The organism is Pedococcus sp. P2_E2 (assembly GCF_056403955.1).
This window is the reverse complement of record NZ_JBFUEM010000008.1, coordinates 108826-123474: the sequence shown is the minus strand read 5'-3', so window position 1 is coordinate 123474 and position 14649 is coordinate 108826. Positions and strand designations below refer to the sequence as shown.

Sequence of the window (14649 nt, the reverse complement as noted above, 5' to 3'; positions counted from 1 at the left end):
AGTCTTCCAGTCGCGGGAGGTGTGTGCGCCTCAGTTCTTGGTGGCGAGACCGCGCAGGAAGAACACCGTGTTGGCGGGACGCTCGGCCATCCGGCGCATGAGGTAGCCGTACCACTCCTCGCCATAGGGGATGTAGACCCGCATCTGGTTGCCCCGGTCGGCGATCCGCTTCTGCTCCTCGGGCCGGATCCCGTAGAGCATCTGGTACTCGTAGCTGTCGGCGTCGCGGTGGTGGTGCGAGGCCAGCGCGCCGGCGATCTCGACCAGCCGCGGGTCGTGGCTGGCCACCATCGGGTAGCCGTCGCCCGCCATCAGGATCTTGAGGCAGCGCACGTAGTTCTGGTCGACGTCCGAGCTGCTCTGGTACGCAACGGATTCGGGCTCCTTGTAGGCACCCTTGCACAGCCGCACGCGGCTGCCCTCGTGGGCCAGGTCGCGGCAGTCCGCCTCGCTGCGGTGCAGGTAGGACTGGATCACCGCGCCGACCCACGGGAAGTCCTGGCGCAGCTCGCGCAAGGACTCCAGCGTGGCGTCGGTCGTCGTGTGGTCCTCCATGTCGAGGGTCACCGTCGTGCCGGCGTTCGCCGCCGCCTGGCAGATCTCGCGGGCATGGTCGAGGGCGATCTTGTGACCGTCGCCGGGGAGGTACTGGCCCAGCGCGGACAGCTTGAGGCTGACCTCGCCCATGCCGTGCTGCGACAGGTCGGCGTCCGCGAGCGCCTCGAGCAGCTCGATGTAGTGGTCACGGGTGCGGATCGCCTGGGTGAGGTCGGCGGTGTCCTCGCCCAGGTAGTCGATCGTCGCGAGCCGGTTGGTGGCGCGCAGCTCGGCGGTCGCGCTGACGGCGTCCTGCGTGCGGTCGCCGGGGACGAACCGCTTGACCACGCTGCGGCTCACCGGCGCCTTCTCGATCGTCTGTCGCACAGCGCCGCTCTTGGAGAGCTGGAGCAGGCTGTTGCGCAGCAGGTCACTGGCGTCCACGTGAGTCCTTCCGACCGGGTGCCGCGGAGGTCGCGGCCGCCGACAAGGCTAACCGCCAACCAGCAGGTATGCCGCGCCGCGGGGTGCCGCGCCCGCCTCAGGCGGTGCGGCGACGCAGGGTGAGGCTGCCGAGGACCAGCGCGACCAGCACCCACAGGCCGATGACGGCAGCGTCCGCGGTCACGTCGGCGCCCGGGGTGGGACTGGACGTCACCGACTTCATGGCGTCCACGGCATACGACAGGGGCAGCACGTCGGAGAGCCAGCGCAGGACGTCGGGCAGCCCGTCGCGGGCCACGAGCAGTCCGCACAGCAGGAACTGCGGCAGCACGAACGCCGGCATGAACTGCACCGCCTGGAACTCGGTGCGCGCGAAACCGCTCGCGAGCAGGCCCAGCGCGGTCCCCAGCAGGGCGTCGAGGACGGCCACCACCACGAGCTGCCACGCGGGACCGGCGACGTCGAGGCCGCACACGTAGACCGCGAAGGCCGTCGCGATCAGGGCCTGCAGGACCGCCATCACCCCGAAGGCGAGGGCGTAGCCGAACATGAAGTCCCCCTTGCCCATCGGCGTGGTGAGCAGCCGCTCGAGGGTCCCCGACGTCCGCTCACGGAGGGTCGCGACGCTCGTGACGATGAACATCACCACGAACGGGAACACACCGAGCAATGGTGCCCCGAGGCCGTCGAAGACCGGGGTGCCGTTGAAGATCCAGGCCAGCAGGCCGATCAGCACGCAGGGGACGACGAGCATCAGCCCGATGGTCCGGTGGTCGGCACGCAGCTGGGCCAGGACCCGGCCGGCCGTGACGAGGGTGCGGTGGGCGTTCATCGGGCAGTCTCCTCGGCGCGGTCGATCAGGGACAGGAAGGCGTGCTCGGCGTCGTCGGCGCCGGTGCGGGCGAGCAGCTCGGGCAGGGTGTCGTCGGCCATGATGCGGCCCTCACGCAGCAGGAGCAGGCGGTCGCAGCGACTCGCCTCGTCCATCACGTGGCTCGACACCAGCAGCGAACGCCCTTGGCCCGCAAGGCGTTTGAACAGCTCCCAAAGGTCGCGCCGAAGCACCGGGTCGAGGCCGACCGTGGGTTCGTCGAGGACCAGCAGCTCGGGGTCGCCGACGAGCGCGGCCGCGAGCGACACGCGCGACCGCTGCCCACCGGACAGGCGACCGACCAGGGAGTCGGCGTGGCTCGTGAGGTCGACGGCCTCGATGGCCTCGTCGGCTGCCGACGGGGCCGCCCCGAGGATATTGGCGAAGTAGCGGACGTTGGCCCGCACGGACAGGTCGTCGTAGACGCTCGGCGTCTGGGTGACGTAGCCGATCCGGTTGCGCAGCGACGGCGAGCCCGCGGGCTCCCCGAGCACCGTGACGTCGCCGGACTCGACGACCTGGACCCCCACGACCGCCCGGATCAGGGTCGACTTGCCGCTGCCACTGGGCCCCAGCAGTCCGACCACCTGCCCGGCCGGGACCGACATGGTCAGGTCGGGCAACACCTCACGACCGCCGCGCACCACGCGGAGGTTCGTGATCTCGATGGCTATATTCATCATGCGATGAATATAGCCCTGCTCCTTCGCCCGGACAAGACCTTTGTCAGCCGTCGCCGGACGACCATGGTCGGGGGCGGGGCGACAGGCGCGAGCACGACCAAACCCGCGCACCTGCCGAGCCTGGTCGTCCTCCGGTATGCCGCGGGGTCGCCCTACGGGGCGAGGTAGCGCTGGATCGTGGGCCCGACCAGGGCGGCCAGCTCGTCGTGCTCGGCGTCCACCACCGCCGGGAACTCCACGATGTAGCGCATCATCGCCAGCCCGACCATCTGGGACGCCGCCAGACCGGCGCGCAGCTCGAGGTCGGCCGGCCGGTCGCCGTCGGCTGCCATCGCCCGCAGCACCCTGCCGAAGACCTCGCGGGTCAGGAACTCGCGCAGCATCCGGGTCGCCTCCTCGTGGCTGACCGCCGCCCGCATCAGGGCCTGGAAGCGCTGCCTCCCGTCCTCGGAGTCCCAGACCGCGAGGAAGGTCCGCACCAGCGCCTCGCCCACCTGGTCCCGTGGCCCCTCGACCACGGCGCTGATCAGCGCCGCCGGGTCGGCCGGGATGTCCATCACGGCCGCGAACAGCTGCGCCTTGCCGCCGAAGTAGTGGTGCACCAGGGCCGGGTCGACCGCAGCCCGGCGGGCGATGCCACGCAGCGAGGTGCCGTCGTAGCCCTGGTCGGCGAAGTCGACCCGGGCGGCCTCGACGATGGCCTGGCGCGTGTCCACACCTCCGGGGCGGCGTCCACGGGGGCTCATGACGCGCCGACCGTCGTCGCGGTCGCGAGGTGCAGCCGGGCGAACGCCAGGGACTCGGCGAGGTCGACCTCCCGCTGCTCCTGGGTGAGCTTGCGGGTCCCCACCTCGACGACGACCGATCCCGAGAACTGTTGCACCGCAAGCATTTCGAGGAACTCCGCACAGGGCTGGGTGCCGCGCCCGGGGACGAGGTGCTCGTCCTTGAGGGAGCCCAGGCCGTCGGCGAGGTGGACGTGGGCGAGCCGGGGCCCGAGCGCCGCGGCCATGGCCATGGCGTCGGAGCCCGCCGTCGACGTGTGCGAGAGGTCGAGGGTCACGTTGTCGTAGGCCTGGGGCACCGGGTCCCAGTGCGGCAGGTAGGCCTCGAACTCCCGCTGCCGGGCGCGCCAGGGAAACATGTTCTCGACGGCCAGTGCGACGCCGGTCTCGTGCTCGCGCAGCGCCACCCCCTCGACGAACTCGCCGGCGTACTCCTTCTGCCACCGGAAGGGTGGGTGCAGCACCACCGTGGACGCCCCCACCTCCTGGGCCAGGGCGATCGAGTTGTCCACCTTGGTCCACGGGTCGGGTCCCCAGATGCGCTGGGTGAGCAGGAGCGTGGGTGCGTGCACCGACACGACGGGTATGCCGTGGAGCCGGGACAGCGCCGCGAGCGCGCCGGCCTCCTGCGAGACGGGGTCGGTCCAGACCATCACCTCGACGGCGTCGTAGCCGAGCCGGGCCGCCGTGGCGAAGGCCGACGCGCAGGTGTCCGGGTAGACCGACGCGGTCGAGAGGGCCACCGTGGCTCCTGGGATCGACACGGCTTGGGCCATGCACCGAGCCTACCCAGCGCGGGTCAGCGCATCGCGTCGAGTCGGCTCAGGATGACCCCCTCGCGCAGCGCCCAGGGGCAGATCTCGAGGCGCTCCAGGCCGAGCAGGTCCATCGCCGCCTCGGCCACGAGGGCACCGGCGAGCAGCTGTGGCGAGCGACTGGCCGAGACGCCCGACAGCCGCTCCCGCTGGTGTGCGGTCATCCCGCCCAGGTCGGCGACGAGCGAGGCGAGCGCGCTGCGCTCGAGGCTGCGCGCGGCATACGGACCGTCACTGCTCGGCGCCGCGCCGGTGACGCGGGCGAGCGAACGCATCGTCTTGGAGGTGCCGACGGCACGGTCGGCGGTCCCGGCCTTGGCCAGGGGCCGCATGGCCGCGGCCATGCGCAGCCGGATGGCCCGGCGCGCCTCCCTGACCACCTCCGCCGTCGGCGGGTCACCGGGGAGGAGGTCGCGGGTCAGCCGCCCGGCCCCGAGGGGGAGGGAGACGGCGGCGTCGGGGTCCTCGTCCATGCCGGCGGCGAGCTCGAGCGACCCGCCACCGATGTCGACCACCAGGAGCGTGCCGCTCGACCAGCCGAACCACCGACGTGCGGCCAGGAAGGTCAGCCGCGCCTCGTCCTCACCGGAGAGCACCTGGAGCTCCACCCCGGTCCTCGCGCGCACGCGGGACAGCACCTCCTCGCCGTTCGGAGCCTCACGAATCGCACTCGTGACGAAGGCCATCACCTCCTCCACGCCCTGGTCCTCCGCAACCGTGAGGCACTCGCCGATGAACTCGATGAGCGCGGCCTCGCCCGACTCGGCGATGTCACCGCCGTCGGTCACGTGTTCAGAGAGCCGCAGCTCGATCTTGTGCGAGGTGGCGGGGAGGGGCTGGGCCCCGCGATGGGCGTCGACGACGAGCAGGTGGACGGTGTTGGAGCCGACGTCGATGACCCCGAGGCGCATGGCTGCACGGTATCGGCTGAGGTGGCCGGCCACTGGGACGGTTCACCGCAGAGGTATCACGAAGTCCTTCCCGAGCCTCCTTGCCTGCGGGGACGGGGCCGTCGGGGCCTTGTCGAACAGGGGGGAACAAGCATGGATGCAGACCTGCGTCTGGACGGGAACACCACGACGGCCCAGGGGGACGTCTTCAAGACGACCGCCGCCGATGTCGTCATCGACGCGCCGAGCCGTCGCTCCACCGGTGCTGGGCAGCGCCGCGCGATCGTGCACGACTTCAAGGACGGCATGACGCTGAACTGGGACTCGGACTACCCCGGTGGCGTCACGGTCGAGGGGTTCCGGCTGACCTGTCACCAGGCCGACGTGGTGCTCGACCACGCGGCGCGGCGCAAGAGCTCCACGCCGTGGCGACGGGCACTCGTGCACGACTTCGACGACGGCCTGACCATCAACTGGGCGCACGACTACCCGGGCGGGGTGACCATCAACGGACCCCTGAAGATCAACGGGGCGGTCGTCGTCAACGGCACGCTGACGGTGAAGAGCCCGTTCGGCCACCTCAGCCTCGAGGACACGCTGGCCCGCTACAGCGACCTCATCAAGCACCTCGACGCCAGAATCAAGAAGCTCGAGGGCTGACCCGTGGCCAGCCTTCGCCAACGCGCCGCCTGCATCGGCATCGCGACGTCGCCACTCTCGGTCCGCCGTGACTTCATGGGGCAGCTGACCAACTCGGTCCCCGTGTCGCTGAAGACCCAGCTGGACCGGCTCGGGAGCAAGTTCGTCCACGTGAACTGCATCGAGGTCGGGTCCGACCAGTTCACCTTCAACGACGCGGTGGAGATCGACCGCGCCGTCGCCAAGACCCGGGACCTGTATGCCGGTGCCGGCCGGTCGATGGGGGTCGGGCGGATCCAGCACTTCGTCATCTCGACCGGCGACGCCAACGGGCGGGACGTCATCAACTCCGACGGGGAGGCCGAGACGCTCACCGACGAGTGGACCGTGCCCAACGACGCGCTGGACCTGTTCTTCGTCCGGATGTACGTCGGCAGCACCGCCGGCCTGTCCCGGGTCGACGGTCCGTGCGACAAGAACGCCAAGGGGATGGACGGCAGCGTCGTCGAGATGAACGCGGGGGGCGGGGTCTCCGACTTCGCCACCGCGCACGAGCTGGGCCACTACCTGGGCCTCAGCCACCGCAACAGCTCCACGGCACTGATGAACCCGACGATCCCCAACGGGGGCGTCATCACCACGTCCGAAGCCGACAACATGCGGGACCACTGCCGCATGAAGAACCCCTGCTAGGAGGCGACATGTCAGTCATCATCGGGTCCCGCAAGGACCGCACCGTGTCGGGGGCCATCGCGGCCCTCGCCGGCAAACCCACCACACTGACCCCTGGGGCAGCGATCGCCATCCTGTCCGAGGCGGCCGCCGCCGGCCCGGAGAAGGTCGCCGGGCGCCGGGCCACCAACGCCCTGGCCAAGGTGGTCTCGGACCATCACGAACCGCAGGTGCGCGTCGCCGCGGCCAAGGGCCTGGCACAGGTGCACTCGCCGACCTCGCTGCGCGCCCTGCGCAAGGTGGTCGACCAGGCCGAGGACGGCCAGCTCGTCGCGGCGGCGTCCGCAGGCCTCACCAACCTGGGCGCTCGCAGTGACGTGCGGCGACTGCGGACGGCGAGCGAGCTCGCTGACTGGCCGCACGCCAGCACTCGCGCGAGCGCCTCGGCACGCCTGCTGGCCCACCGGGTGGGAGCGGCCGTCGACCCGGCCGACCCCCGACAACAGCTCCCCGGTGAGACCGCGCCGGTGCTGCCGGTGACGGCGCGGCTCAAGACCCGCGTCCAGCCGGTCGAGCTCCCCGTCGCGCGGAAGGCCGCCACCGCGGACCTGCCCTGGCGGTCGCTGGTGCCCGAGGGCGCCGCGCCAGTGGGTGCGTTCAGCTGTGGGGACCGCACGCACGTGGTGCTCGCAGGCAAGGACCCGGAGTCGCTCGCGTCGGCGCCCGGCATCGCCGGCGCGCTGCTCGGCGTCAACGAGTCGATGGGCACGACCTTCGTCCGCTGGGTGGTGCTGACCCGGCCCGACGGAGACGGCCTGGCCGTCACCGTGGCGCGGCCGACCGGTGAGGTCGGCTTCGTGGGGCGGGGCACGGTCGTCGAGGGCGGGCTGTCGGTGACCGTGGACGCGGTCGACACCCCGGGCGCCACCGCGGCGCACGTCACGGTGTCGCTCGTCGGCGGCAAGCTGGAGGTCGACGGCCGCACCGAGAAGGGCATCACGACGCCGCGTCGGCAGCCGGCGCCAGTGCCCCTGCAGTTCGACCCCTCCGGTCCGGTGCCCGCACCGATCGGCTGAAGGCCCGCGCCCGGGAGGCGGTCCGGCGCCTCCCGAGGAGGCGGTCTGCCGCCTCTCGGGCGGCGGTCTGCCGCCTCTCGGGCACGACCGGCATGCGGGCCACGCCGAGTGCGGCGCACTGCGCGACGTAAGGTTGCGAATGTGCCTGAGACCCCGCTCGACACCGCCCGCATCTGGGTGGAGTTCACCGATCCCGCCGACACGGGCCAGCGGTTCCGCTGCGACCTGACCTGGCTGACGTCGAGCTGGACGTGCATCTTCGGCAACGGCTGCCAGGGGATCTACGCCGGCCGACCCGACGACGGGTGCTGCACCCTGGGCGCCCACTTCACCGACGACGACGACGTCAAGCGGGTCAAGAAGGCTGTCAAGGAGCTCGGCGAGGACGAGTGGCAGCTGCACCCCGGCTCCACCAAGCTCGGCGCCTGGACCGAGAAGGAGGACGACGCCCTCAAGACCAAGGTCGTCGACGGCGCCTGCATCTTCCTCAACCGGCCGGGGTTCCCCGCCGGTGCCGGCTGCGCGCTGCACCAGCACGCGGTGCTCACCGGCAAGGAGCCGCACACCGTCAAGCCGGACGTCTGCTGGCAGCTACCGATCCGCCGCACCTACCGCAAGGTGGAGATGCCTGACGGGTCGAGCTGGCAGGAGGTCACCATCACCGAGTACGACCGCCGCGGCTGGGGGCCCGGTGGCCACGACCTCGACTGGTACTGCTCGAGCAACCCCGAGGCCCACGTCGGCCGGGAGCCGGTGTTCCGCAGCAACCGCGCTGAGCTGGTCGAGCTGATGGGTGAGGACGCCTACGCCGAGCTCGAGATCCGTTGCGAGGCGCACCTCGCGAGCGTGAAGGCTGCCCGAAACGCCTACTCACGCAAGATGCTTCCCCTCCTGGTGCATCCCGCGACGCTGGCCGCGCAAGAGGCCCGCAAGTCCCGATGAGCTCGACGCCGGAGCCGCCCGGGTCGCCGCCCGAGCCGACGCGCAGCCCCAACATCTGGGACTCCCCCGACGTCTACGAGGTCGAGAACCTCGGCGTCGACCGCGCCGGGCTCATCGAGGCCGCGATGGCGTCGCTGCACCCGTTCGCCGGCGCGGACCTCGTCGACGTGGGCTGCGGGACCGGGTTCCACCTGCCCCGGTTCGCCTCGCTCGGCTGCGCGAGCGTGGTCGGCGTGGAGCCGCACCCTCCATTGGTTTCCCTTGCGGAGCAACGCATCTCAGGTATGCCGGACGTGCGGGTCGTCGAGGGTGTCGCCCAGTCCCTGCCGCTGGCCGATGCCTCCATGGACATCGCCCATGCCCGGTGGGCCTACTTCTTCGGCGCCGGCTGTGAACCCGGCCTGCAGGAGCTGGAGCGGGTCCTGCGACCCGGCGGCACGGCATACGTGATCGACAACGACGCCACCCGCTCGACCTTCGGCAGGTGGTTCACGCGGGCCAACCCCTCCTACGATCCCGTTGCGGTGGAACGTTTCTGGGCCCGCCAGGGATGGTCACGCGAGCGGCTGGTGATCGACTGGGAGTTCGACTCGCGCGAGGAGTTCGAGTCGGTGGTGCGGATCGAGTTCCCCGAGACGGCAGCGGAGGGCATCCTCGCGGAGCACGAGGGCACCGGGGTCGACTACGCCGTCAGCCTGTGGTGGCGCCACTACTGACGCGGTGGTGTCGGCGGCCACCCGGGTGACGCCCGAGGTCTGGACACGGGCACCGTCGGGGGACAAGGTGGATGGAACCGGACACCCCGGCCCCCCCAGGAGGCACCATGACCGACCACGTGGCCACGGCCAGCACCACCATCGACGCCGACCCCGACAGGGTCTGGCAGGCGATGACCGAACCCAAGCTCGTCGCCGAGTACATGATGGGCAGCGAGGTCGCCAGCGACTGGCAGCCCGGCAGCCCGATCACCTGGACCGGGGAGTGGGAGGGCAAGCCCTACCAGGACAAGGGCGAGGTGCTGCAGGCCGAGCCCGGACGGCTGCTCGAGGTCACCCACTACAGCCCGATGACCGGGGACGAGGACATCCCCGAGAACTACCACCGCGTGCGCTACGAGCTGTCGCCGGACGGTGAGGGCACGACGGTCCAGCTCACCCAGGACGGCTGCGACAGCGCCAAGCAGGCCGAGCAGTTCTCGCAGAACTGGCAGGGCATGCTCGACGGCCTCAAGAAGGTCGCCGAAGGGCACTGAACCACTGGGCTCCGGCAGGTCGCGCGGCCGGTCCGCCGGCCTGTCGGTGCCGCGCCGTAGGTTGTCGACCATGGCAGCGAAGACGACGACCAGGTCGAGCGGTTTCCGCTGCTCCGAGTGCGGCTGGACCGCCGTCAAGTGGGTCGGCCGCTGCGGCGAGTGCCAGTCCTGGGGCAGCGTCAGCGAGATCGGCGCCGTCACCGTGCGCACCACCGCTGCCGCCCGCGTGGAGCGGCCCGCCGTGCCCATCGGTCAGGTCGACGCCCGTCGAGCCGAGGCGGTCAGCACCGGCGTCAGTGAGTTCGACCGGGTGCTCGGCGGCGGGCTCGTGCCCGGGGCGGTGGTGCTCGTGGCGGGCGAGCCCGGCATCGGCAAGTCCACGCTGCTGCTCGACGTGGCCGCCCGCGCGGCCAGGTCCGGCAACGGCCGCACCGTCCTCTACGTCACCGGCGAGGAGTCCGCGGCCCAGGTGCGGATGCGGGCCGAGCGGATCGAGGCGATGGCCTCCTCGTTGTTCCTGGCGTCGGAGACCGATCTCGCGACCGTGCTCGGCCAGATCGACGCGGTGCAGCCCGACCTCGTGATCGTCGACTCGGTGCAGACGATCTCCAGCGGCGACGTCGAGGGGTCGGCCGGCAACGTCACCCAGGTCCGTGAGGTCGCGGCCTCCCTGATCCAGGTGGCCAAGTCGCGCGGGATCGCCACCCTCCTGGTCGGCCACGTGACCAAGGACGGGTCCATCGCCGGCCCCCGCGTCCTCGAGCACCTCGTCGACGTGGTCGTGCAGTTCGAGGGTGACCGGCACTCCCGCCTGCGGCTCGTGCGGGCGGTCAAGAACCGCTACGGCCCCACCGACGAGGTCGGCTGCTTCGACCTGTCCGACGTCGGCATCGTGGGGCTGGCCGACCCCAGTGGGCTCTTCCTGTCGCGGGGCACCCTCAGCGTGCCCGGCACCTGTGTGACCGTGACCCTCGAGGGTCGCCGGCCGCTGATGACCGAGGTCCAGGCGCTGGTCGCCAAGAGCGAGATCCCCACGCCGCGGCGCGCCACCAGCGGGTTGGACTCGGCCCGGGTCGCGATGATCATCGCCGTCCTGGCCAAGCGAGCCCAGGCGCCCATCGGCAACGCCGACGTCTACCTCTCCACGGTGGGCGGTGTGCGGCTCACCGAGCCCGCCTCCGACCTGGCGATCGCCCTCGCGGTGGCCAGCGCGGTCAAGGACCAGCCGCTGCCCGACAACGCCATCGCCTTCGGTGAGCTCGGGCTCGCGGGCGAGATCAGGCCGGTGACCGGCATACCCCGTCGGTTGGCGGAGGCGGGACGACTGGGGTTCCGCACCGCCTACGTCCCCTCGGGCGTCCTCGGCACGGCCCCGACACCCGAGGGCATGCAGGTGATCGAGTGCGACGACATTCGGACCGCGGTGCGCGCGGCGCTGCAGCCCGTGCACAGTTAGACTCGCGCCAGACCGACGCCAGCGGCACCAAAGGGGTTTGACCAGTGGATCTTCGCGAGGACGAGGTGCTGCGCGCCACCCTCGCCGCCGTGGCACCCGGCACCGAGCTGCGTGACGGGCTCGAGCGCATCCTGAGGGGGCGCACCGGTGCCCTGATCGTCCTCGGCCACGACCGGACCGTGGAGCAGCTGTCCACCGGCGGCTTCCCGCTCGACGTCGAGTTCTCCGCCACCCGCCTGCGTGAGCTGGCCAAGATGGACGGCGGGATCGTGCTCGACCGTGAGGCCTCGCGCATCCTTCGGGCCGCCACTCAGCTGGTCCCCGACCCCTCGATCGAGACGAGCGAGTCGGGCACGCGTCACCGCACCGCCGAGCGGGTCGCCAAGCAGACCGGCTACCCCGTCATCTCGGTGAGCCAGTCGATGCGGATCGTCGCGATCTACGTCGACGGCCGCCGCCACGTGCTCGAGGACTCCAGCGCGATCCTGTCCCGCGCCAACCAGGCACTCCAGACCCTCGAGCGCTACAAGTCGCGCCTCGACGAGGTCACCGGCACCCTCTCGGCCCTCGAGATCGAGGACCTCGTCACCGTCCGCGACGTCGCCAGCGTGCTCCAGCGCCTCGAGATGGTGCGGCGGATCCGCGACGAGATCTCCGGCTACGTCGTCGAGCTCGGCGTCGACGGGCGCCTGCTCACCCTGCAGCTCGAGGAGCTCACCGGCGGCCTCGGCAACGACCGCGAGCTCGTCGTCCGCGACTACCTCCCCGTCACCAAGACCGACCTGACGCTCGACGAGGCGATGGCCGCCCTCGAGGAGCTCACCTCCACCGAGCTGCTCGACCTGTCCGCCGGGGCCAAGGCCGTCGGGTTCGCGGTCGGCGGCGACTCCCTCGACTCGGCGGTGAGCCCGTGCGGCTACCGCCTGCTCACCAAGGTGCCCCGCCTCCCCGGCGCGATCGTCGACCGGCTGGTCGAGCACTTCGGCAGCCTGCAGAAGCTGCTGGCCGCCAACCTCGAGGAGCTCATGGACGTCGAGGGAGTCGGCGAGGGCCGGGCCCGCGCCGTCCGCGAGGGCCTGTCCCGGCTGGCCGAGTCGAGCATCCTCGAACGCTACGTGTGAGCACCCGCACCGCTCCTGAGCACCTGCACCACCGGGTGCTGGAGTGGTACGCCGTGTCCGCCCGCGACCTCCCGTGGCGCCGTCCGGACGCCACTCCCTGGGGCATCTTCGTCTCCGAGATCATGCTCCAGCAGACCCCCGTGGTCCGCGTCGAGCCGGTCTGGCGCGAGTGGCTGGCGCGGTGGCCCACGCCGGGCGACCTGGCGGCCGACCCGCCTGGTGAGGCGGTCCGCGCGTGGGGCCGACTGGGTTACCCCCGCCGGGCCCTGCGGCTGCACGCCGCCGCCGTGGCGATGACCGAGCACCATGCGGGAGCCGTCCCCTCGACCGAGGCCGAGCTCCTCGCCCTCCCCGGGGTCGGCACCTACACCGCCGCCGCCGTCGCCACCTTCGCGTTCGGCGAGCGGACCACGGTCGTCGACACCAACGTGCGCCGCGTGCTGGCCCGCGTCGTGGCAGGCGAGGAGTATGCCGCGCCGTCACCGACCAGGGCCGAGCTCACCGTTGCTGCCGGCCTCGTGCCGGTCGATGCCGCCGAGGCCCGCACGTGGAGCGTCGCGGTCATGGAGCTCGGAGCACTCGTCTGCAGCGCCCGGTCGCCGCGGTGCTCGGACTGTCTCGTGGCGGACCTGTGCGCCTGGCAGGTCGCCGGCCGGCCGGCATACTCAGGTCCGGCCCGCAAGGGCCAGGCCTGGGAGGGCACTGACCGCCAGCTGCGTGGCGCGCTGCTCGCGGTGCTGCGCGCGAGCGACACGCCTGTGCAGCGCGCCACGCTGGAGGCGTTGTCCGACAACGAGATCCAACGCGAGAGGTGCCTCGACTCACTGGTCGCGGACGGTCTGGTCGAGCCGCTCGCGGGCGGTCGCTACCAGCTGCCCGCATCGCGCGAGGCGAGCTGAGACCTCGATGTCACCCAGCGACGAGGACGAGGGCCGGGGACGCGATGTCGGTGGCGGCTCCGCGTCAGGGCCGAGCGGCGGGCCCACCGAAGGGCCGACCGCCGGGCCGACCGCCGGGCCGACCGCCGGCAGGCGAGCTGCCCACGCACTGCGCATCGGCGCCTCACGCACCGGCCGGGTCGTCGGCCGGGGCACCGTGGCGGGGGCCAGGCTGGCTGGTCGGGGCAGCAAGGCCGGTGCCCGTCGGGCGCGGGCCTACACGCACTCGGCCGGTGCGGGCGAGAGCGGCCTCGCGAGGCTGGTGGAGCTGCACTTCGTCAACCTCATGGGCGACGCCGCGCTCACCGTCTCCCTCGCCGGCACGATCTTCGCGATCCCCACCGACGAGGCACGCGGCCAGGTGGCCCAGTTCCTCGTCCTCACGATGGCTCCCTTCGCCCTGCTCGCGCCCTTCATCGGGCCGCTCCTCGACCGGTTCCGGCACGGCCGCCGCTGGGCGATCGGCACCACCCTCGCCCTGCGGGCGTTCCTCTGCTGGGTGCTGGCGGGCGCCGTCGCCAACGACTCGCCTTGGCTGTTCCCTGCGGCCCTGGGATGCCTGGTCGCCTCGAAGGCCTACGGCGTGACGCGGGCCTCGGCGGTGCCGCGACTGCTGCCGCCCGGGTTCAGCCTGGTCAATGCCAACTCCCGCAACGCCCTGGCAGGGGTGGCCGGGATGGCTGTCGGTGGAGCGCTGGCCGGTGCGGCAGCGCGCGTGGGACCCGAGTGGTCCCTGCGGCTGGCCTTCCTCATCTACGTCGCGGGCACCGTGCTGGCCATCCGGCTGCCGTCGCGGGTGGACTCCAGCAGTGGCGAGCAGGACATCGAGGACTCCGGCCCGGTGCCAGTGGGCCGGCGCGACGGCCGCAGGCTCGGGTTGTTCGAGCGGCTGCGGGCACGGGTGGCGGCCCTGCCGGTCCCGGTGCTGACCGCGCTGTGCAGCGCGGTGGGCGCCCGACTCCTCACCGGGTTCCTCACGCTGTTCATGGCCTTCCTCATGCGCGAGCACCCGCTGCCAGGACACAGCGGCACGTTCGTGCTGGCCCTCGTCGTGGGGGCAGCCGGCGCCGGCAACGCCCTGGGCACGGTCATCGGCAACGCCCTGCGCCGGCTGCGACCGGACCTGATCATCGCGGTGGCCCTGATCGCCGACGTGGCAGTCGCCCTGGCCGCGGCACTGTTCTACTCCCTGACCACCCTGCTCGTCCTCGGCCTGGTGGCGGGACTCGGTGCCCAGCTCATCAAGCTGAGCAGCGACGCCGTGGTGCAACGTGACATCGAGGAGTCGGTGCGCACCAGGGTGTTCGCCTGGTCCGAGACCGTGCTGCAGATCGCGTGGGTCATCGGTGGCGGGATCGGCATCGCGCTGCCGCTGATCCCCCGCCTCGGGTTCGGGGTGATCTCCGGTCTCCTGCTGCTCGTCCTCGCCGCCTCGGTGCGGATCAGGATGAGCCGCCACCACCGAGCCCACCCGGCCCCCCTGCCTGATTCGAGGTGAGCGCGCCGCGTCACTCGAGGTAGATGCAGC

At 71.9% G+C, this 14649-nt stretch carries 16 protein-coding genes; 10 read left to right on the top strand and 6 right to left on the bottom strand.

Annotated features, from left to right (window positions below):
- Positions 1–30: 30 nt before the first annotated feature.
- From AC1DWR_RS17515 to AC1DWR_RS17490, 6 genes are all read right to left on the bottom strand, one after another.
- Entirely contained in the window at positions 31–981 is a 951-nt protein-coding gene (locus AC1DWR_RS17515; RefSeq protein WP_477613767.1) for a proline dehydrogenase family protein, read from the bottom strand.
- 97 nt (positions 982–1078) lie between these two features.
- Complete coding sequence (locus AC1DWR_RS17510) at positions 1079–1813, bottom strand: ABC transporter permease (protein ID WP_477613768.1); 735 nt, start codon at positions 1811–1813, stop codon at positions 1079–1081.
- Positions 1810–2535, bottom strand: coding sequence for an ABC transporter ATP-binding protein (locus tag AC1DWR_RS17505; RefSeq protein ID WP_477613769.1), 726 nt, complete (start codon positions 2533–2535; stop codon positions 1810–1812). The genes AC1DWR_RS17510 and AC1DWR_RS17505 overlap by 4 nt, the downstream gene beginning before the upstream one ends.
- A gap of 152 nt (positions 2536–2687) precedes the next feature.
- Positions 2688–3281 (bottom strand): TetR/AcrR family transcriptional regulator, encoded by a 594-nt coding sequence (locus tag AC1DWR_RS17500; RefSeq protein WP_477613770.1) that lies wholly within the window; start codon positions 3279–3281, stop codon positions 2688–2690.
- Positions 3278–4096 carry a sugar phosphate isomerase/epimerase family protein gene (locus AC1DWR_RS17495; RefSeq protein WP_477613771.1) on the bottom strand — a complete coding sequence of 273 codons (819 nt, stop codon included), beginning with the start codon at positions 4094–4096 and terminating at the stop codon, positions 3278–3280. Before AC1DWR_RS17495 ends, AC1DWR_RS17500 begins: the two co-directional genes overlap by 4 nt.
- Before the next feature lie 23 nt (positions 4097–4119).
- Positions 4120–5046 carry a Ppx/GppA family phosphatase gene (locus AC1DWR_RS17490; protein WP_477613772.1) on the bottom strand — a complete coding sequence of 309 codons (927 nt, stop codon included), beginning with the start codon at positions 5044–5046 and terminating at the stop codon, positions 4120–4122.
- Positions 5047–5178: 132 nt separating this feature from the next.
- Between AC1DWR_RS17490 and AC1DWR_RS17485 the strand changes: the two genes are divergently transcribed.
- From AC1DWR_RS17485 to AC1DWR_RS17440, 10 genes are all read left to right on the top strand, one after another.
- Positions 5179–5685 (top strand): hypothetical protein, encoded by a 507-nt coding sequence (locus tag AC1DWR_RS17485; protein WP_477613773.1) that lies wholly within the window; start codon positions 5179–5181, stop codon positions 5683–5685.
- A 3-nt stretch (positions 5686–5688) separates the two neighbouring features.
- Entirely contained in the window at positions 5689–6357 is a 669-nt protein-coding gene (locus tag AC1DWR_RS17480) for a matrixin family metalloprotease (protein WP_477613774.1), read from the top strand.
- An 8-nt stretch (positions 6358–6365) separates the two neighbouring features.
- The gene (locus AC1DWR_RS17475; RefSeq protein ID WP_477613775.1) at positions 6366–7412 is read left to right on the top strand and encodes a HEAT repeat domain-containing protein; all 1047 of its coding nucleotides are present in this window, start codon (positions 6366–6368) and stop codon (positions 7410–7412) included.
- Between the two features lie 141 nt (positions 7413–7553).
- On the top strand, positions 7554–8354 hold the full coding sequence (locus AC1DWR_RS17470) for a DUF3109 family protein (RefSeq protein WP_477613776.1): 801 nt from the start codon (positions 7554–7556) through the stop codon (positions 8352–8354).
- The gene (locus tag AC1DWR_RS17465) at positions 8351–9070 is read left to right on the top strand and encodes a class I SAM-dependent methyltransferase (RefSeq protein ID WP_477613777.1); all 720 of its coding nucleotides are present in this window, start codon (positions 8351–8353) and stop codon (positions 9068–9070) included. Before AC1DWR_RS17470 ends, AC1DWR_RS17465 begins: the two co-directional genes overlap by 4 nt.
- A gap of 107 nt (positions 9071–9177) precedes the next feature.
- Positions 9178–9606, top strand: a complete 429-nt coding sequence (locus AC1DWR_RS17460) for an SRPBCC family protein (RefSeq protein WP_477613778.1) — start codon at positions 9178–9180, stop codon at positions 9604–9606.
- A gap of 70 nt (positions 9607–9676) precedes the next feature.
- A complete protein-coding gene (radA, locus tag AC1DWR_RS17455) occupies positions 9677–11062 on the top strand; it encodes a DNA repair protein RadA (protein WP_477613779.1) in 1386 nt (461 codons plus the stop codon).
- Between the two features lie 44 nt (positions 11063–11106).
- On the top strand, positions 11107–12183 hold the full coding sequence (gene disA, locus AC1DWR_RS17450) for a DNA integrity scanning diadenylate cyclase DisA (protein ID WP_477613780.1): 1077 nt from the start codon (positions 11107–11109) through the stop codon (positions 12181–12183).
- Positions 12180–13082 carry an HhH-GPD family protein gene (locus AC1DWR_RS17445; protein ID WP_477624878.1) on the top strand — a complete coding sequence of 301 codons (903 nt, stop codon included), beginning with the start codon at positions 12180–12182 and terminating at the stop codon, positions 13080–13082. The genes disA and AC1DWR_RS17445 overlap by 4 nt, the downstream gene beginning before the upstream one ends.
- 7 nt (positions 13083–13089) lie before the next feature.
- On the top strand, positions 13090–14619 hold the full coding sequence (locus tag AC1DWR_RS17440; protein ID WP_477613782.1) for an MFS transporter: 1530 nt from the start codon (positions 13090–13092) through the stop codon (positions 14617–14619).
- Positions 14620–14649: the final 30 nt, after the last annotated feature.